Source organism: Alteromonas sp. ABH2_165 (genome assembly GCF_056159945.1).
Genome location: NZ_JBSWWF010000001.1, coordinates 665,229 through 683,168, shown reverse-complemented (window position 1 = coordinate 683,168; position 17,940 = coordinate 665,229). Strand labels below are relative to the sequence as shown.

Sequence of the window (17,940 nt, the reverse complement as noted above, 5' to 3'; positions counted from 1 at the left end):
CCTGAGGAGCAGGTATGACTCAAATACAAACTGGCCGTCGCTTTGACATCGATGCGCTGCGAACCCTGGCTTTTCTGGTGTTAATCCTATATCACACTGGGATGTACTACGTGGAAGACTGGGGCTGGCACATCAAAAGCCCGGCGACTTATGCTGGGTTACAGGATGTAATGTTGCTGGTGAACCAGTGGCGCATGTGTCTGCTATTTATGATCAGTGGTATAACGCTGGCACTGATACAAGAAAAGTACCGGCCGCTTACGTTAGCAGGATTGCGAACCAAACGTCTGATCATCCCGCTGATATTTGCTATGTATATCATTGTTCCGCCACAGCTGTTTTACCAGCTGCAACTCAGCGGCGGTTATCAGCAAAATTATCTTACTTTCTGGCGGCTCTATATTAACGCGCCAGCCGACTTTTTCCCTGAATTGCAAAGTGACATCGGCCTGTTAACCTGGAATCACCTGTGGTATCTGCCTTATTTGTGGACCTATACCATCGTTATGCTTGCCGTAGGGGGCGGCCTGAAAGCGCTGGCACAATCACCCATCATGGCGCGACTGAATTTATGGCAGATTTTCACTCTTATTGTCATTTTGCAGACCGCAACCTGGCTGTGTTACGGCCATTATTTTCCCACTACTCACGACCTGATTAACGACTGGTATTCGCACAGTAAATATCTGCTCGCGCTATGCGTTGGCTTCATGTTGATAATGCATCGTAGCTGGTGGCAACAATGCATCGATAATCGCTATACGCTGCTCGGTATTGCGATGGGAGGCTACCTATTCGTGCTGACGGATCATCACGGTTTATTGCCCATGACGGAGAACGCCTGGTCTGACTGGGTACAGGGGGCTTATTCAGTTGTCTACTTTATTAATCGTTATGCCTGGCTTTTTGCGATACTCGGATTCGGCGGCCGCTATCTTAATCGTCCGTCTAGACTATTAACTTACGCCAACAAGGCGGTATTGCCCTGGTATATTTTTCACCAGACACTCATTATTATTTTTGCCATGTGGCTGCGCCCGCTGGTCCTTAACGATGCAGTAGAATTCATCCTGTTAATTTCCGCCACAATGGCGGGTTGCGCCATAGGCTATGAACTCGTGCGCAGAACCCGGCTAACCCGCCTGCTCTTCGGCTTAAAATCCACTTCGCCATAACTGGGGTAAACTTCTGCATCATCATCACGTATGATGTGCGGCCAATAATGACAAGCAAGGAGTAACCATGTCTGCCCATGTACTAATGCTGAGCAGTTCCCGGGTAGGGAATGAAGAATACCTTGAGCACGCCAAACCGTTGATGCTTGAACACTTAGGTGATATCCGCGACGTACTGTTCGTTCCGTATGCCGGTGTGACCATGAGCTTTGATGAATACACCGATAAGGTGCAGGCGGCGCTGCCAGACTTTAACGTGACCGGCCTACATACCTTTGATCACCCAGAACAGGCAGTGATGGAAGCGCAGAAAAACCGCACGGCGATTCTGGTGGGAGGCGGTAACACCTTTAATCTGCTGAGCTGTCTGTATCGCTATGGCCTGATTGAAACCATTTGTACGGCCATTAACGCGGGCACACCGTATATTGGCTGGAGTGCCGGTTCGAACATTTGCGGGGCCACTATTCGCACGACCAACGATATGCCCATTATTGAACCGCCGTCCTTCAATGCACTAGCATTACTTCCCTGCCAGTTGAATCCGCACTATTCCGATTATCATCCGCCGGGCTTTAACGGTGAAACCCGTGATCAACGACTGGCGGAATTCACCACGCTGAATCCTGATACGCCGGTACTGGCGATCCGTGAAGGCACCGCGCTGGTGTTGTCAGGCGGCAAGCTGATGTTTAAAGGTGAGCACGGTGGCTTTGTCTTTGTTGATAAAGATAAAACCCCGATTAATGACGGTGACGATTTATCTCAGTTCATGCACCAGTGAGTGTAATACCGCTACGGTGTCGTCACCGGCACCGTAAGGGATTTCTGCCAGCATAGGTGCTGGCATAGCGGCTTTGAGGGTCGCCAGATTTTCCTGGTACACCGGCATGTCTGGGCTCAGCTGATTGGCTATCCAGCCACTGATGTTGAGTCCATCGTGCTGAATCGCTTCGCAGGTAAGCATGGCATGGTTTAAACAACCAAGACGCATCCCCACCACCACAATCACATCCAGCTTTAGAGATTTCACCACATCAGGCATCCACAAATCATTGCCAAGAGGTAAGCGCCAGCCGCCCGCACCTTCCATGAGCAGAAAATCCGGTTGTTTATCTTGTAAATGGGTAAATCCAGCAATCAGGGCTTCCGAGGTAATCGTTTGGTCAACCTGAGCCGCAGCAATATGTGGTGCGATGGGTGGCAGTAGCGCAATGGGATTCACTTCGTTAAGCGAAACCGGCAGTGACGAAGCGGCATGCAGCGAGCGCGCATCTTCGTTGCTCATTTCGCCATCCACCCACTCACAGCCAGCAGACACGGGCTTGTAGCCGACAGATTGTAAACCCGCTTCGGCAGCGGCCTTCAGTAACAATGAAGACACAAAGGTTTTACCGACCTCAGTATCTGTGCCGGTAATGAAATAAGACGTGGTCATTTATTTTTCCAGAGAAAGATGAAGAACGTGATAGGTCAGTGAAAGCTGGCCGTCGGCATTTCTTGAAAAAGCAGCATCCAGCGCTTGCAACTGAGCGCGGGTCATTGGAGAAGTGTCGCGGGTATTCAGAGATAGTCCTGCACCAGCTTTGGTGATGGACCGCAGCAGCGCGCGAATATCATCGAAGCAATCTGTGTAGGTTGTCACTTCAGAATGTACCGTTCTGAGTCCTGCCAGCCCCGCGGCTTTTTCCCACACCAGCGCACTGGGCAGTGTATTGACGCTGGCGGTTAATCCAGTATCGCTACGCGCTTGTGCCAGCTCTTGAAACGAACCCGCCACCATAATAGCAAGTTGGCTACGACCACCGGATCTCAGCACTCTTACCACTTCGGAAATAGCCTGTTGTGGTGACTCGCTCCACTGTAATGCCATGGAAGAAAACACGCCGCCAAACTCACCGGCTTCAAAAGGCAACGCATCAGCATCGCCTTCACAAAACATAATGGTGGGATAATCCTGGCGGGCTTTTTCAAGCATAGCGGGGGCGATATCAAGGCCGGTTACCGCTAAACCGCTCGCCGCCAATCGCGCGCTCTCACGGCCAGTGCCACAGCCAATGTCGAGGACGCAGCCGCTGTCAAGGACGCAATGAGCATCAAGAACGCTGCCAACATCAGGGGAATTTCGGCTGGTGTCTGCTAGTTGCAAAAGTAAGGCTTCACGGGCATCACGAGCAATCTGCGCCTGAATATCTGCAACATCATTGTATGTAGACGCGGCACGACTGAACCGGGTAGCAATGGCCTGCTTTTCAATACCCGTTTGCATTTCAACGTGCTTGTCCAAATGCGTGGCGACAACATGTTGACTGCTCACACCGACTCCATGGCCAGCATCAACGCATCCACCAGCACATCAATGTCTTTTTCACTGTGCGAAGCACTAAGCGTAATGCGCAAACGGTCGGACCCTTTCGGCACGGTGGGATATCGAATGGCAGGCACCCAAATGCCACGCTGTTTTAACGCATCAGACAATGCCAACGCTTTGTGTGGGTCGCCGCAAATTACCGGCTGTATGGCGCTTTGCGATTCAGTCAGGGTTAGCCCCTGCTTTGCCGCCACGGTGCGGAAATGCGCAATGTTGTCTGACAGTCTGCTTCGCTCTTCGCCGCCAGCGACTACGGTTAGTGAATACAAGGTCGCAATAGCCTGAGAAGCCGGCATTGCCGTGGAATAAATATAGTGTCGAGCGGTATTTACCAGATAATCGATAAACGCCTGACTGCCGGCCACAAACGCGCCCGCCGTACCAACGGCTTTACCGAAGGTGCCCATGAGCACAGGCACATCCTGTTGGGATAACTGGTGAAGTTCTGCTGTGCCGAAACCATTTTCCCCCAGCACGCCGAAACCGTGTGCATCGTCCAGCATCAGCCAAGCGCCTTTGTCAGCACACTGTTTTACCAGCGTGTCCACTGGCGCACTGTCACCGTCCATGCTGAAAACCCCCTCGCTGGCGATCAGGGTATCGCCCTCGCAGCCATCCATCAGCACTTGAAGGTGCGCAGTGTCGTTATGACGAAAACGTTTGAAAGACGCCTTGCTTGCCAGTACGCCATCAATGAAGGATGCGTGCATGTATTTGTCGGCAATAGCGTTTCCGCCATTCGAAAAAAGGGCCTGGCAAATCGCCTGGTTCGCCGCAAAACCGGAATTAAACAATAACACCGCTTCGCGCTGCAGATGCTCTTCCAGATAACCTTCCAGCGCCGAATGGGCCTGAGTGTAACCGGTGACCAGCGGCGATGCACCGCTGCCACCACCAAACTGCGCCAGTCCTTCTACCCAGCTTTGCAGCACGCCGGGGTGCTGGCGCATGCCAAGGTAGTCGTTGCTGGCGAAGTTCAAGTAGTGCTCACCGTTCACGCAAATCACGCCGTCTTTTTCATATTCAACAATATGACGACGACGCAGATACCCCGCTTCCTGCTTCTCTTTCAGCGCGGTATCAATATATTCAAATGCCATCAGGCCTCCGTGGCTGCCGGGGTTTTCGCTGCGGTCTTCGGTGCAGTGGCATCATAGAATAAATCTGCCGGTGCCGACTGCGATGCGATCTCTTCCTGAAGTGCCTGTTCATGGGCTTCATCAGAGAATTCGCGGGTACGCTCGGCATTAATACCCAGCTTACGGAACAAGAGTACGTCTTCGTGGGTATCCGGGTTTGAAGTGGTCAGCAGTTTACAGCCATAGAAAATTGAGTTTGCACCGGCCATAAAGCACAGGGCCTGCATTTGCTCATTCATATTCTCACGACCGGCAGACAAACGTACGTGTGACGCTGGCATCATGATCCGCGCTACAGCGATGGTGCGGATAAATTCGAACGGCTCTAAGTCGTCCACTTTATCCAGCGGTGTACCTTCTACTTTCACCAGCATATTAATAGGTACACTTTGCGGCTGTTCTGGCAAATTAGCCAGTTGCATCAGCAGGCTTGCACGATCGTCGGCAGACTCGCCCATGCCAACAATGCCACCAGAACATACGTTCATACCGGCATCGCGCACATTCTGCAGCGTATTTAAGCGGTCGTCGTAGGTGCGTGTGGTAATGATGTCGCCATAGAATTCCGGCGAGGTATCCAGGTTGTGGTTGTAGTAATCCAGACCTGCCTGCTTCAGTGCGATGGCCTGCTCACGGGTAAGCATGCCCAATGTCATACATGTTTCCAGCCCAAGCTTTTTCACCTCAGACACCATCTGGGTTACATACGGCATATCGCGGTCGCGAGGGTTACGCCAAGCTGCACCCATACAGAAACGCGTGGAGCCAGTGGCTTTGGCCTCTTTGGCGCGCTCGATAACTTTTTCAATTTCGAGCAGACGTTCTTTCTCCAGACCGGTATCATAGCGTGCGCTTTGCGGGCAGTATTTACAGTCTTCCGGGCACGCGCCGGTTTTAATCGATAGCAGCGTGCTCACCTGAACCTCGTTCGGATCGAAATGCTGACGATGTACGGTCTGGGCTTTAAACAGCAGATCATTAAATGGTAATGCGAAAAGTGCCAGAACTTCCTTACGGGTCCAATCGTGGCGAATGTCTGTCTGAGTGTGTGGTGCGGTCGACGCGATGGCCATGCCCTATCCTTTACTAATGAGAAATGCTGGCTTAGTCTATTCGCAGCAATCGAGTTGTCAACTCTGACCATCTTCAAACCTTTACTAACGGCTACATTTTGAGCAATATTGAATTTGATCGCCAGCATGTCTGGCACCCTTATACCTCTGCCATCTCCCCACTCCCCTGCTTTGAAGTGACCGGCGCTAGCGGGGTGGAAATCCAGCTTGCCAGCGGCGAGACGTTAATCGATGGCATGTCGAGCTGGTGGGCTGCCATTCATGGTTATAACCACCCAGCATTGAATGACGCTGCCAAAGCGCAAATCGACAAATTCTCCCATGTCATGTTTGGGGGTCTCACCCACGACCCGGCGGTGTCTTTGTGCCGGCAATTACTGGATATGGCACCGGATGGTATGAATCGGGTGTTTCTCGCTGATTCAGGCTCAGTGTCGGTAGAGGTGGCGCTTAAAATGGCCCTGCAATACTGGGCCTGTCAGGGTCGTCCAGAAAAACACCGCATTCTTACGCCGCGTAATGGCTATCATGGCGATACCTTTGCTGCCATGTCGGTGTGCGATCCGGTAAACGGCATGCACAGTTTATTCTCCGGTGTGCTGAGTAAACAGGTATTCGCCCCGGCTCCGCAAACCCGTTTCGATCAAACCTTTAGTGAAGACGACATTCTGCCGCTGCAGGAATTGTTTGAGCGTCATCATCATGAACTCGCCGCGCTGATTATTGAACCTGTTGTTCAGGGTGCAGGCGGCATGCGTATTTATCATCCCGAATACCTCAAGCGCTGCCGACAACTCTGCGATGCTTACGATGTGCTTCTGATCTGCGATGAAATTGCCACCGGGTTTGGCCGCACCGGCAAATTGTTCGGCTGCGACCATGCCCATATCAGCCCGGATATCATGTGCGTGGGCAAAGCGCTCACTGGCGGTTATATGACGCTGGCGGCCACAATGTGCTCAGAAGATGTTGCACAGGGCGTATGTCAGGGTGAACCGGGCGTGTTCATGCACGGGCCCACTTACATGGGTAACCCGCTGGCCTGTGCGGTAGCGAATGCCAGCCTGACGTTGATCAATGAAGGACACTGGCAACAACAGGTTGCTGGTATCGAAAAGCAACTGCAAGCCAGCCTTCCTCGTTGTAAGGAACTACCCGCCGTGGCAGATGTGCGCGTGCTGGGTGCCATCGGCGTGGTGGAAACCAAACAGCCGGTAAACATGGCGCATCTGCAGAAGTCATTCGTCGAAAAAGGGATCTGGATCCGCCCCTTCGGTAAACTGGTTTACATCATGCCACCGTACATAATCAGTGAATCTCAATTAAAGCGGCTGACCGACGGCATATATGACACTCTCGCCAGCCTGTAAGGACAAACTATGCATGTACTGGCACGGGTTATCGACAAGTTATTATTTGCAGCGCTGTTTATTGCCGCGCTGCAGGTGCCTATTCTTGCCGATCACTACCGTCAGTACCTCGCCGGATACTTCGATGCCACCCGTGAGCAGGTAGCTGAATTAGAAGTTCTTGCCAGACAGTTCAACTACCCATCGGTAGACGCGCTGATTGACAGTTTGAAACAGAATGCCGACGCAGTAGTACGGGAAGATGCCGCCAATAAATCCGATTTATTGGTACGACTGGCGGAAGCCGATGAAGGCCTCACCAAACTGAACAACGGCAATTATTTCCAGCAGGCCAGCTACATGTTTGCGCCTAGCCGTCAGGACACCCTTGTTCGGGTGCTAGATAATTTCGCCCCGTCTATACCGCTTACCCCAACCGCCATTGTGTTTAGTCTGGCTACTGCGATTTTGATTAACCTGCTGGTCATTTGTCCCTTCTGGGCCTGCCGCCATGGTTATCACTGGTATCGGGATAGGAAGCAGCGGGTCAGGTTTGGGTAAAAGCGTAAGCCTGAAAATCAGGCTTACTTTTCAACTTCGTTGTTAATGCTCAGCAGGCGCTTTACCCGGTGCAGGTTTCCGAATAAATAACATCAGTGGAATTGCCAGAATATAAACAATGCCTAACCACAGAAACAGGTCGTTAAACGACAACACATAAGCCTGTGTTGAAACCCGCTGTGCCAGTTGTTTAACCGCAGCCGCCGCAGGATCGCTTACCATGCCGGTAAACTGCATTTGAGACTGATAAAGTGTATCGACCACCACGTCCCGTGTAGAGTTTATGGCACCAATCAACTGCTCCCAATGATAATCGAAGCGAACATCGCGGATGGTATCCATGGTTGCCAACCCTACCGCACCACCAAGATTTCGCATTACGTTGAACAACCCAGACGCATTGCTGATTTCATGCTGCGGAAGTGTTCCCATGGCGATACGTGTCACCGTTAATATGCACACCAGTAAACCGGCACCGCGCACAATTTGCGGCAAGAAGAAAGCATCAAAGCCCGCATCCGCCGTTAGTGTGCTGTTGAGTATAGCGCCCAGGCCGACCATAAACAGGCCATAAGTTAACAGTAGCCTTGGGTCAATTTTATCAGACAGCTTACCCATAACCGGCGCGCTGAGGAACATGGTCGCCCCGGTGACAAACATAATTTCGCCAATTTGAAGGCTATTAAACTGTCGCACCGTACCGAAAAACATGGGCATCAGATAAACCAGACCATACAGCGCCACCCCAACCAAAAAGCCCAACCAGGTGCCAAGGGCAAAGTTACGATTACGGAATACTTTAAGGTCAACGATGGGCATCTCTACCGTGAGGGTACGCCAGAAAAATGCGATGGCTCCCAACACACATAGCGTGCTCATAAAGATAATTTCATGGCTAGCAAACCAGTCTTCACCCGGTCCTTCTTCAAGGACAAATTCCAGCGAGCCCAGAAACAGCGCCATAAAACCGAGCCCCATGAAATCTATCTTTTTAAACAACGAGAAATCCGGTTTGTCGATATCAAGATACATCCACACCAGCACCGCCGCCACGATACCGGGAACGATATTCATCAGGAATAGCCAGTGCCAACTGAGCGAGATAGTAATGTAACCCCCCAGAGTCGGACCAATAGACGGCGCGGTAGTAGCAATCATGCCGATGAGCGCCTGTATCACTCCCATCATCCGTGGCGGCCACAGGCGAAAACTCAACGCATAGGCAATGGGGATCATAGCACCACCAACAAACCCCTGAATCGCGCGTAGCACAATCAACTGATCGATAGTTTGTGCCATGGCGCACCCCAGGCTTGCCAATGTAAAAGCGCTACAGCTGATCACAAAGGTAAGCCGGGTTGAAAGCCAACGGGTGAGCATGCCGCTAAGCGGGATCATTACCACTTCGGCAATGAGATACGCGGTTTGTACCCAGGAAATTTCATCTGGCGTGGCCGACACGCCAGCCTGAATTTCATTCAGCGAACTGGCCACAATCTGAATATCGAGAATGGCCATAAACATGCCGAGAATGGCAGCAAAGAATCCGAGCCGATGTTTAAAATCTGGCAAATCCTGTTGTGTAGACATAAATCCGCTCTGTTACTGCAATGAGGTAAGCGAACTGTTGTAAGGTGTATCACTTTCCGTCAAATAGGAAATTTGCTTGTGAAATGTCCGGGTATCTACCCCTGGTACCACTGATAATCCGGGGCGTAGCAATGGCAACGATGCTTCTGGCCCGGTCACACGTATACGTACCGGCACGCGCTGAACAATCTTATTGAAATTGCCGGTGGCGTTATCAGCAGGTAACAAACTGAATTCTGTGCCCGACGCTGGCGCGAGGGATTCAACAACACCGGTAAACTGAATATCTGGCGCAGCATCTACGTGCAAGGTAACGGGCTGTCCTGCTGACATATTACCGATTTGTGTTTCTTTAAAATTGGCAACCACGTAGACGTCCGGCAGCGGAACCACATAAAGTAAAGTTTGGGCAGGCTGCGCCGCACTGCCAACCCGGGCGCCGAGATTGCCAACAATGCCGTCAACCGGTGCCACAATACGGGTTTTCTCCAACTGATTACGTGCATAGTCTCGCTGTGCCACAAGCACATTCAGCTGCGCCTTTGCGCTATCAAACTGCACATTCAACACGTCAATCATTTGCTCTGCTGCCGCTTTGCTGGCAATGGCCTGATCGACCTGTGCTTTTGCCACCAACATGGCAGCTTCCGCATTCTGTACCTGCTGTCTGGAATCAAACGATTGCTTCTCCAGCACTTTAAACCGGTTCAGTTCCAACTCGCTGCGATTCAGTTCAGCGTTGGCCGCATCGATACTGGCCTGTGCTTCTGCAATGGTTTTGTCCTGCAGGTTTATCTGGGCTTTCGCATTCGCAATTGCCGCACGCCCCACTGCTAGCTGCGCCTCCGCTTCACTTACCTGCGCCAGATAATCCCCTTCATCTAACTGGATCATCACGGTTCCCGCTTTTACGTGCTGGTTTTCATGTACCAACACAGCTTTTATGCGCGCCGATATTTCCGGACGAATGGCGATGCTGTCAGCCTTAACGTAAGCATTATCAGTTTCCTCGATAAAGCGTCCGTCTTCATACCAGTACCACGCTTCGTTTGCGATAAACGAAACGGCGATTAACCCGGCAAGTGACAAAATGAGTGTTTTAACTGACGGCATTTTCTTCTCTACATCTGCAATTAAAAAGTGTAACGTATATTACACTACATTTTTATTGGCGACCAGACTTCGGTGATAGGTCGTTGATTACTTATTTGATAGACTCCCGTTTCGAAATTAATAAAGGTATTCCATAGCAGTTATGCCAAAATCAGAAAACTTGCCTGACGACTCCTACACGCCCCGGGAAAAAGGGCTACAGCGCCGGAATAAAATTCTGGACGCAGCGGAAGCCTCCTTCATTGAGAACGGTTATGAAGCCACCAGCCTGCAGGAAATTATGTCGAAGGCAGGCGGTTCCCTAGCCACCCTCTATAGAATGTTCGGAAATAAAGAAGGCTTATTTAAAGCCATCATTGAACGGGCAACGGAAAATTTAACTGACTCGGTATTACCACTTGATGCCGACGATCAAGAGCCTGAAAAGGTACTCAATGCACTGGGCATCGCGTTTATTAATGTTCTCACCTCGCCTTATGTCGGTGCGATTCACCGGCTTTTGATTTCAGAATCAGCCCGATACCCCCAACTGAGAGAAATTTTCATGCAGACCGCGCCAGAGCGAAACTTGCGCCGGGTTGAAGATTATCTAAGAAAGTTGAACCAGCGCGGTTATCTGGAAATTAACGACTGTAAAATTGCGGCAGAACAGCTTGTCAGTTTGTTCAAGGGCACTATGCACCTGCGCTCGGTGCTGGGTGAAGAAGTTATTTTGTCTGAAGATGAAAAAGCCCACTACGTTGAAAGCGCAGTATCGTTGTTTTTGAATGGGTGTAGGGCTGATAAGTGAATTACGGTTGAAAGGAGTAAATTACAGAAACACTCAAATAAAATATCGGAAACTGGCACATAATCATGTGTGAGGTATAGTTATCCAGATAATCATGTCGGGAATTCAAGGATGAGTAAGACTACGTGTTACTGTGAATTCTCTATAAGAAGATGTTATGTGAACAGGAGGTTCCAGTGAACAAGGTAGTCAAAGAACGCTTCGCTGAATATCCGGAAAATGCTCGTTTTAGGCTAGAGGAGCTAAGAAATATAGTCTTTCAAATCGCATCTGATTTGGATCTGGGTGAAGTCGATGAAACTCTAAAGTGGGGTGAACCCAGCTATAGTGTAAAAACAGGCAGTCCGCTAAGAATGGACTGGAAGCTGAAATCTCCTAATAATTATTACCTGTTCTTTAATTGCCAAACTAAGTTAGTCGATACATTTAGAGAATTGCATGGTGAAGAACTAGTGTTTCAGGGAAACCGAGCAATAGTTCTGTCGTTATCGCAAGTGTTACCAGAAGCAGCAATCAAGTCCTGTTTAGAGTTAGCTTTAACCTATCAGCAGCGTAAACATTTGCCTCTTTTGGGCGTGTGAAAAATTCACATTACAAAGCGTTCAAGAGGGACAGTCAACGCGTGGCAACTTTGGCTTAAATCTTGGCAATTGTGTTTAAAGTGGTAAATTGAGGTTTGGTGGTAGCGCGTTGCTGCCCCTTAACGCCGCGTTATGCTCTTATTTTTAAATGGATTTTATTATGAACTCAGGCATTAAAATGGATATTTTGTTCGCTGGGTTGTTGCTTATTCCTATTGTGGTATCAGCAGTACCTTACATACAAAATAAACTGGTCTCTTACACAAAAAATATGCAATCTACGGCTTATGCATTGCCAATATCTGTTTATTTGATTTATAACATTTCGGCTGAAAGCAATATCGCTGGAATCTTCGGTCTATGTATTGGTTACTCACTTTTCTTTTTTACCTATGCATTAGCTATTTCTCTACTGGCTAATGCTAGAAAAAACAAAAAGCATGGTTAATTGGATGTTTTGTTCAATTTGGTAGAACACAATAAACTGCTGTAGTCGATGCTGGGCCACTACTAATTTCAGAGGCATACTTAGCAATTGCCAACAGCAAGCCATCAGTATCCAGCATCAAGCTGAAAGCAAGCGGTAGCTCTGAAGAAAGTAAGTGTAAAAACGTACAACAAAAAATTTAAGTCGCTCGCGGGCGAGCTGGGACACAAACTGAAACGACAGAGTTGGTCGCTTTTTCTTTACCTTCTTCAAGTCGAGCTATACTTCAGACTCTCGAAGTTTATCGCGAATATCCATCCAGGCTTTACCCATGTGATTTAATCCTCGTTGGTCGCGGCCAATTCCCCAGAAATAATCGTATTGTGACGTTTCCACGATCAGCTTGTCTTCGGAAGCCATTAACGCCTCCCGCACCTCTTCGTACATTTGTACCTTGGTGTACAGTGCGCGCTTCATCAAGACTGGGGCGAGTGTTTTGTAATCTGCAATTTTAAATCGATACCAGGCTTTGCCATACGCGAAAGCACGCTCGCCAGTAGCCATTGTCGCTACGGTAATGGCCTGCTTATCGCTTCGTAGTGTCTTAGCCTGGAGATAATGCTCGCAGGTCAGCCAGTTTTGCTGTTCTAGTACAATCGGGTGTGATGAGCAGGTTGACAGTGGGTCGTCCAAATCAAAACGGGAAAACTGACGTGCGCTTTCCATCTCGTTATTCGTATTAAACAAAATCAGTCCGTTACAATGCAGAAGTTAAAACCAGTATAAAGAAAACCAGCCCGGATAACATTTTCAAATCAGCAGTAAAAAGACGGTCAGTACTCGCAAAGTACTGACCGGTTCTTTATCGCGTTCTCTTAGAAAGCATTAAGATTAATGCAATACCCTAAGATGCCTCTAGGTCGGATTCGGCCTGCGCCAGCATGTTGAATTCCTCCTCCGGTGTTTTCGCCACCAGTCGGTTTTTGCTGTAGAGGAAAAAATACAGGCTGCCCACAACAAACAGGATGAGCGTGTAATTAAATGCGCGAGGATCAAAGGCATACACCCCGGTCAATGCCACTATGGAAAGTAATAGCGCGATAGCCGACGTCACAATGCCTCCCGGCGTTTTGTAAGGTCGAGCCAATTCAGGCTGTTTTACCCGTAGCAAAATATGACTTAGCGCCATTAGTGCATAGGATACTGTTGCGCCAACAACCGCCATGGCAAGGATTAAGTCTCCCTCGCCGGTGAGTGAAACCAGAAAACCAAATATACCAGGCACTATTAATGCTCGCGACGGCACTTTGCGTTCACTGGTCACCGACAGGCTTTGCGGTAAGTAGCCTGCTCGGGATAAAGCAAACACGAGACGGCTGTAACCATAAATAATCGAGAAAAACGATGCGATAAGTCCCGCCAGTCCCAATACATTAACCACAGTCGCAAGCGTACTGTTTCCAGTTGCCTTCAGTGCATCGACCAGCGGTACGGCGCTGCCTCCAATAGCTTCTGCACCCGCTGCGCCAGCTAACAGAAAGACCACCAGTAATGCAGTAAACAGCAGAAAGATCATTGCACCGATAATGCCCTTAGGAACATCTTTCGCGGGGTTCTTCGCTTCTTCAGCAGCCAGCGGTACCCCTTCTACCGCCAGAAACAGCCACATGGCAAACGGCAACGCCGCCCAAACACCGTACCATCCAAGTGGCATAAATTCCGTTGCTCCGGCCGCCCCCGTCACGGCTATATCGAACAGATTAGTCGTATCGAAGCTACCCACCAGTGCGATGCCGGTGGCAATGATGGCAAAAACCGCAAGGCCACTAATCACCATCATCACTTTCAGGGCTTCGCCCACACCCGCAAGGTGAATACCAATAAAAGCGAGATAGAAAATGGCGTAAACCCAAGGGCCGTTAAACCCAAGTAGCTCCTCTACCGCTGCACCAATGAAAATCACAATAGCGGCCGGTGCCAGCGCGTACTCGATAAGTACAGCCAATCCAGTAAGGTAGCCACCCACCGGCCCCATTGCCTGACGGGCAAAACTGTAACCGCCACCCGCGGCAGGTATGGCTGCAGACATTTCTGCCAGCGATAGTACCAGCGTAAAATACATCAACGCCATCAACACGCCGGCAATGGCAAAGCCGCCCCAGCCCGCTTCAGCGATACCAAAATTCCAACCTGCAAAATCACCGGAAATGACGTATGACACACCCAGGCCTGCCAGCAGGATCCAACCTGCGGTGCCTCGTTTTAGCTGGCGTTTTGCTAGATATTCCTGATTGAGTTGTTCAGACATATGGTTCCCCAATTATTGTTGTTCTGATTTGTCTTCGAGCGGGCGGATGAGAAATGAACGGGATGTTGAATCAAGTTCAAGCACATCATCCTCGCTGCGATCTTTAAGCTTTACGCCAGATAGCTTTCGCTGCCTGGATTCATCAAGCAGATAAAACGCTTTGCGCGCGGCATCTACCGGTTTGAGGCCCGCCGGGCGCACATTTGAAATACAGTTACGCATAGCATCGTTAAGCCCTTTGCGCGGCCCCCAGGTCATGTACAAACCGAGGCTGTCGGGCGAGCTCAGGCCGGGGCGCTCTCCCACCAGCACCAACACGATAGAGGCGTTCAGTAGTTCACCGACCTCATCACCAATGGCAACCCGGCCTTGTTCAACAACGGTGAGCGGAGCCAGGGTCCAATCGTCTTTACTGTTATCCAGCTGCTCACACAGCGCAGAAATAAATGGTAGTGTGTTCTGCGCCACCGCGGTGGAGGACAGCCCGTCGACAACCACCAATGCAAGATCGAAAGACGGTGCCGGTGAGTCGAAACACTGACGTAATCGCTCAGCCGAATCTTCATTAAGCAATCGCCCTAAATCCGGGCGTTGCAAATAGGCCATTCTGTCTTCAGCCTGGGAATGCAGGCGGATGGGAGCATCGAATCCCTCATCGATAAATGCTTGCTCAAGGGCATCGAGATCCAGCGGAAAGTGCACTGCATCCCGCGCCTGAGCGTGAGAGAGCTGAAACGCAAGTAATTGTTCGGTAGGCAGGCTCACACCTGCGCGTCCCAGGCCAATGCGGGCATCAGTAAAGCTGCGAAGTTGCTGCCACGGATTCTCAGTAATAAAATTAGGCTTTTTCATCAACGGCCTCCGGACTTACGTGAAGGTGCGGCAAGAGAATGGCGAAAGGCATCTGGCATACTGTCTGCCAGAATTGCCTGACCGGCATTTTTCATAATCTGCATTTTCTCCAGCCACTCTGCGAATTGTGGTGAAGGCTTGAGCCCCAGCACGCGACGGGCATACAGCGCATCGTGGAATGAAGTAGTCTGATAATTCAGCATAATGTCGTCGGAGCCGGGTATACCCATCACAAAATGACATCCCGCGACACCCAGTAAGGTAAGCAGGTTATCCATATCGTTCTGATCAGCCTCAGCATGATTGGTGTAACACACGTCGCAACCCATAGGCACGCCGAGTAACTTGCCGCAGAAATGGTCTTCCAGACCCGCCCGGATGATTTCCTTGCCGTCGAACAGGTATTCAGGGCCGATAAACCCCACCACCGTATTCACCAATAGCGGATCAAAATGGCGGGCTACCGCGTAAGCACGTGCTTCGCAGGTTTGCTGATCCAGGCCGTGATGCGCATCGGCCGACAGTGAACTTCCCTGCCCGGTTTCAAAATACATCACGTTGTTGCCGAGAGTGCCACGGTTTAGCGAGTGCGCTGCCTGCTGAGCTTCTGCCAGCGTATTTAAATTAAACCCGAAGGTGCTGTTAGTGCCCTCTGTTCCACCAATGGACTGGAAAACCAGATCAACTGGGGCGCCCTGCTCAATACACTCAATGGTATTAGTAACGTGAGTAAGTACACAGGACTGCGTGGGGATTTGATAACTCTGAATGACATCATCCATCAGTTTCATCAGCTTAATGGCCTGCGTCACATTGTCTGTGGCCGGATTGACGCCAATCACCGCATCACCATTCCCGTAAAGTAAGCCATCAAGCATACAGGCGGCTATACCGTTAACATCGTCGGTAGGGTGATTGGGTTGCAACCGCGTTGACATATGACCAGGCAAGCCAATTTGATTACGAAACGCCGTGAGCACACGGCATTTCTTGGCCACCAGTATCAGGTCCTGGTTGCGCATTATTTTGCTTACCGCCGCGGCCATTTCCGGCGTGATCCCCGCTCGAACATCGCTCAGCACTTCTGTTGTGGCTTCATCGCTTAACAGCCAGTTCCTAAAGTCCCCCACCGTCAAGTGTGAAATCGGTGCAAAAGCTTCAGCATCATGAGTGTCAATGATGAGCCGAGTCACTTCGTCTTCTTCATATGGCACCAGCGCGTCGTTCAGAAACTGCTTTAGCGGTACCTCTGCCAGGCACATCTGAGCAATAACACGCTCTTCCGCCGAACGGGCAATAACGCCAGCGAGTCGATCGCCGGAACGTGCCGGGGTGGCTTTTGCCATCAATTCAGCCAGATTTTTGAAGGTGAATGTATGATCACCAAGGGTATAACGGTACACGTCATATTCTCCTTACTGTAACGAAAGATGGACCAATGAAAATTATTGGCTTGCACCTGACACACAGATTTTGTTCTAATTCTTAATACTGAATGCAGCGAGAGCTGTACCACGCCAATATCAAATTTTGGCAATATTTTAAAAATCACTACCTATCAGGATGTTAGAAGTGAGACAACAGGGAAAATGCGTACTCCAATGAGGTTTTAAGCCGATGAAGCCGTCAGATAACGATCACGTCGCACCATCTAAGTGCATCTACACGGCCAGGGATGCACAAGAACAGGCAGAAAATCTGGTCAACTGGCAGCAGCGCTATGATCAGATCAGTGCGGGGGCTTTTTCGGGCGTCATCGAGGAATTACCGTTTGAGGATCTTCAGGTGTTCAAGGAAACCACCAGCCAGTCACTTCGACAGCAATGCAAAGTAAGAGCGGATGCCATCTGGCTTGGTCTGCCGGTACGTTCTTCGCAGGACCTCCTTCCCCGCATCAATGGACTTGAAGTTAGTGATAATCAACTCATGTGTCAGCCGGGTGCGGTTGATTTTGAACTGGTTACACCGGATGAATTTCAGATTTATGGTGTGGTGATATCAACCTCGACACTGCGAAAGGCTGCGGAAACACTCGGAGTTACAGTGCCGGATATATCGGCTGAACAAGCGAAGGTCTGTCTTACACAGGATCAGGAGCTGCGCCTTTCTCAGCATATTGACCTGTTGCTCGCGTTGCAGGTCCAGAAAGATAATCACTCAATCCCTGTAGCAATACAAACCGAAAGATTCATTCAGACGCTGCTGGAAGTACTGACCATTCCCCACTACGACAAATCAGCCCCGCGGAGCTACGAGCAACGAAAGCGAGTGATTGAAACCGTAAAAGCCTATATCGAAGCAAACCCTGACAAAGCCATGACTATAACAGAACTCTGTGAAGCTGCTCATGTGAGTCGGCGTACGTTGCAATACAGCTTTGAATCGCAACTTGGGATGAGCCCCCTTCAGTTTATAAAAACGAGTCGCCTTAACCAGGTGCACCGTGACCTGCTTAACGCAAAAACAGGCGCCAAAATTTCAGACATCGCAATTCAAAGGGGATTCTGGCATCCCGGACAGTTCGGCCGGGATTATCAGAAGTTGTTTGGCGAAGTGCCTTCAAAAACCCTCGCTCGTTCGGTGAGAAGAACTTAGCTATCTCGCTGTAACA

18 protein-coding genes are annotated in these 17,940 nt (G+C 50.1%); 8 read left to right on the top strand and 10 right to left on the bottom strand.

Features of this window, described 5'->3' with window-relative positions; translation table 11 throughout:
- Window positions 1-14: 14 nt before the first annotated feature.
- On the top strand, window positions 15-1,175 hold the full coding sequence (locus tag ACXAFQ_RS03010; RefSeq protein WP_474818095.1) for an acyltransferase family protein: 1,161 nt from the start codon (window positions 15-17) through the stop codon (window positions 1,173-1,175).
- A gap of 67 nt (window positions 1,176-1,242) precedes the next feature.
- Window positions 1,243-1,959, top strand: a complete 717-nt coding sequence (gene pepE, locus ACXAFQ_RS03005; RefSeq protein ID WP_474818094.1) for a dipeptidase PepE — start codon at window positions 1,243-1,245, stop codon at window positions 1,957-1,959.
- Here pepE and bioD read toward each other — a convergent pair.
- From bioD to bioB, 4 genes are read right to left on the bottom strand one after another with little or no spacing between them, the layout of a single operon-like run.
- Window positions 1,936-2,613, bottom strand: coding sequence for a dethiobiotin synthase (bioD, locus tag ACXAFQ_RS03000; protein ID WP_474818093.1), 678 nt, complete (start codon window positions 2,611-2,613; stop codon window positions 1,936-1,938). The genes pepE and bioD overlap by 24 nt on opposite strands.
- A complete protein-coding gene (locus ACXAFQ_RS02995; protein ID WP_474818092.1) occupies window positions 2,614-3,492 on the bottom strand; it encodes a methyltransferase domain-containing protein in 879 nt (292 codons plus the stop codon). It lies immediately after the preceding gene.
- On the bottom strand, window positions 3,489-4,646 hold the full coding sequence (locus ACXAFQ_RS02990; RefSeq protein ID WP_474818090.1) for an aminotransferase class I/II-fold pyridoxal phosphate-dependent enzyme: 1,158 nt from the start codon (window positions 4,644-4,646) through the stop codon (window positions 3,489-3,491). The genes ACXAFQ_RS02995 and ACXAFQ_RS02990 overlap by 4 nt, the downstream gene beginning before the upstream one ends.
- On the bottom strand, window positions 4,646-5,758 hold the full coding sequence (gene bioB, locus ACXAFQ_RS02985; protein ID WP_474818089.1) for a biotin synthase BioB: 1,113 nt from the start codon (window positions 5,756-5,758) through the stop codon (window positions 4,646-4,648). Before bioB ends, ACXAFQ_RS02990 begins: the two co-directional genes overlap by 1 nt.
- Window positions 5,759-5,856: 98 nt before the next feature.
- Here bioB and bioA point away from each other — a divergent pair, with 98 nt between their 5' ends.
- Both bioA and ACXAFQ_RS02975 read left to right on the top strand, forming a co-directional pair.
- Entirely contained in the window at window positions 5,857-7,128 is a 1,272-nt protein-coding gene (gene bioA / locus ACXAFQ_RS02980; protein ID WP_474818088.1) for an adenosylmethionine--8-amino-7-oxononanoate transaminase, read from the top strand.
- 9 nt (window positions 7,129-7,137) lie between these two features.
- Complete coding sequence (locus ACXAFQ_RS02975; RefSeq protein WP_474818087.1) at window positions 7,138-7,668, top strand: DUF2937 family protein; 531 nt, start codon at window positions 7,138-7,140, stop codon at window positions 7,666-7,668.
- Window positions 7,669-7,710: 42 nt separating this feature from the next.
- Here ACXAFQ_RS02975 and ACXAFQ_RS02970 read toward each other — a convergent pair whose 3' ends face one another.
- Both ACXAFQ_RS02970 and ACXAFQ_RS02965 read right to left on the bottom strand, forming a co-directional pair.
- The gene (locus tag ACXAFQ_RS02970; protein WP_474818086.1) at window positions 7,711-9,258 is read right to left on the bottom strand and encodes a DHA2 family efflux MFS transporter permease subunit; all 1,548 of its coding nucleotides are present in this window, start codon (window positions 9,256-9,258) and stop codon (window positions 7,711-7,713) included.
- 12 nt (window positions 9,259-9,270) lie between these two features.
- Window positions 9,271-10,371 carry an HlyD family secretion protein gene (locus ACXAFQ_RS02965; RefSeq protein WP_474818085.1) on the bottom strand — a complete coding sequence of 367 codons (1,101 nt, stop codon included), beginning with the start codon at window positions 10,369-10,371 and terminating at the stop codon, window positions 9,271-9,273.
- Window positions 10,372-10,513: 142 nt separating this feature from the next.
- Here ACXAFQ_RS02965 and ACXAFQ_RS02960 point away from each other — a divergent pair, with 142 nt between their 5' ends.
- The 3 genes from ACXAFQ_RS02960 (at window position 10,514) to ACXAFQ_RS02950 (ending at window position 12,190) form a co-directional block, all read left to right on the top strand.
- The gene (locus ACXAFQ_RS02960) at window positions 10,514-11,161 is read left to right on the top strand and encodes a TetR/AcrR family transcriptional regulator (protein WP_474818084.1); all 648 of its coding nucleotides are present in this window, start codon (window positions 10,514-10,516) and stop codon (window positions 11,159-11,161) included.
- Between the two features lie 176 nt (window positions 11,162-11,337).
- Entirely contained in the window at window positions 11,338-11,742 is a 405-nt protein-coding gene (locus ACXAFQ_RS02955; protein ID WP_474818083.1) for a DUF1801 domain-containing protein, read from the top strand.
- A 160-nt stretch (window positions 11,743-11,902) separates the two neighbouring features.
- Complete coding sequence (locus ACXAFQ_RS02950) at window positions 11,903-12,190, top strand: hypothetical protein (protein ID WP_474818082.1); 288 nt, start codon at window positions 11,903-11,905, stop codon at window positions 12,188-12,190.
- 258 nt (window positions 12,191-12,448) lie between these two features.
- On the opposite strand, the gene ACXAFQ_RS02945 is transcribed toward ACXAFQ_RS02950, so the two are convergent.
- The 4 genes from ACXAFQ_RS02945 to ACXAFQ_RS02930 all read right to left on the bottom strand — a co-directional run bounded on the left by ACXAFQ_RS02945 (window position 12,449) and on the right by ACXAFQ_RS02930 (window position 16,732).
- The gene (locus ACXAFQ_RS02945) at window positions 12,449-12,916 is read right to left on the bottom strand and encodes an NADAR family protein (protein ID WP_474818081.1); all 468 of its coding nucleotides are present in this window, start codon (window positions 12,914-12,916) and stop codon (window positions 12,449-12,451) included.
- 157 nt (window positions 12,917-13,073) lie between these two features.
- Complete coding sequence (eat, locus tag ACXAFQ_RS02940) at window positions 13,074-14,477, bottom strand: ethanolamine permease (protein WP_474818080.1); 1,404 nt, start codon at window positions 14,475-14,477, stop codon at window positions 13,074-13,076.
- A gap of 12 nt (window positions 14,478-14,489) precedes the next feature.
- A complete protein-coding gene (gene eutC / locus ACXAFQ_RS02935) occupies window positions 14,490-15,329 on the bottom strand; it encodes an ethanolamine ammonia-lyase subunit EutC (protein ID WP_474818079.1) in 840 nt (279 codons plus the stop codon).
- Window positions 15,329-16,732, bottom strand: coding sequence for an ethanolamine ammonia-lyase subunit EutB (locus ACXAFQ_RS02930; RefSeq protein WP_474818078.1), 1,404 nt, complete (start codon window positions 16,730-16,732; stop codon window positions 15,329-15,331). Before ACXAFQ_RS02930 ends, eutC begins: the two co-directional genes overlap by 1 nt.
- Before the next feature lie 214 nt (window positions 16,733-16,946).
- On the opposite strand from ACXAFQ_RS02930, the gene ACXAFQ_RS02925 reads away from it, so the two are divergent.
- A complete protein-coding gene (locus tag ACXAFQ_RS02925; RefSeq protein ID WP_474818077.1) occupies window positions 16,947-17,924 on the top strand; it encodes a helix-turn-helix domain-containing protein in 978 nt (325 codons plus the stop codon).
- Window positions 17,925-17,940 lie beyond the last annotated feature (16 nt).

What these genes read in the sequence shown, in the direction of transcription:
- ACXAFQ_RS03010 (WP_474818095.1), top strand. Translation starts at nt 15, where the DNA reads ATGACTCAAATACAAACTGGCCGTCGCTTTGACATCGATGCGCTGCGA.
- pepE (WP_474818094.1), top strand. Translation starts at nt 1,243, where the DNA reads ATGTCTGCCCATGTACTAATGCTGAGCAGTTCCCGGGTAGGGAATGAA.
- bioD (WP_474818093.1), bottom strand. Translation starts at nt 2,613, where the DNA reads ATGACCACGTCTTATTTCATTACCGGCACAGATACTGAGGTCGGTAAA.
- ACXAFQ_RS02990 (WP_474818090.1), bottom strand. Translation starts at nt 4,646, where the DNA reads ATGGCATTTGAATATATTGATACCGCGCTGAAAGAGAAGCAGGAAGCG.
- bioB (WP_474818089.1), bottom strand. Translation starts at nt 5,758, where the DNA reads ATGGCCATCGCGTCGACCGCACCACACACTCAGACAGACATTCGCCAC.
- ACXAFQ_RS02975 (WP_474818087.1), top strand. Translation starts at nt 7,138, where the DNA reads ATGCATGTACTGGCACGGGTTATCGACAAGTTATTATTTGCAGCGCTG.
- ACXAFQ_RS02970 (WP_474818086.1), bottom strand. Translation starts at nt 9,258, where the DNA reads ATGTCTACACAACAGGATTTGCCAGATTTTAAACATCGGCTCGGATTC.
- ACXAFQ_RS02965 (WP_474818085.1), bottom strand. Translation starts at nt 10,371, where the DNA reads ATGCCGTCAGTTAAAACACTCATTTTGTCACTTGCCGGGTTAATCGCC.
- ACXAFQ_RS02960 (WP_474818084.1), top strand. Translation starts at nt 10,514, where the DNA reads ATGCCAAAATCAGAAAACTTGCCTGACGACTCCTACACGCCCCGGGAA.
- ACXAFQ_RS02950 (WP_474818082.1), top strand. Translation starts at nt 11,903, where the DNA reads ATGAACTCAGGCATTAAAATGGATATTTTGTTCGCTGGGTTGTTGCTT.
- eat (WP_474818080.1), bottom strand. Translation starts at nt 14,477, where the DNA reads ATGTCTGAACAACTCAATCAGGAATATCTAGCAAAACGCCAGCTAAAA.
- eutC (WP_474818079.1), bottom strand. Translation starts at nt 15,329, where the DNA reads ATGAAAAAGCCTAATTTTATTACTGAGAATCCGTGGCAGCAACTTCGC.
- ACXAFQ_RS02925 (WP_474818077.1), top strand. Translation starts at nt 16,947, where the DNA reads ATGAAGCCGTCAGATAACGATCACGTCGCACCATCTAAGTGCATCTAC.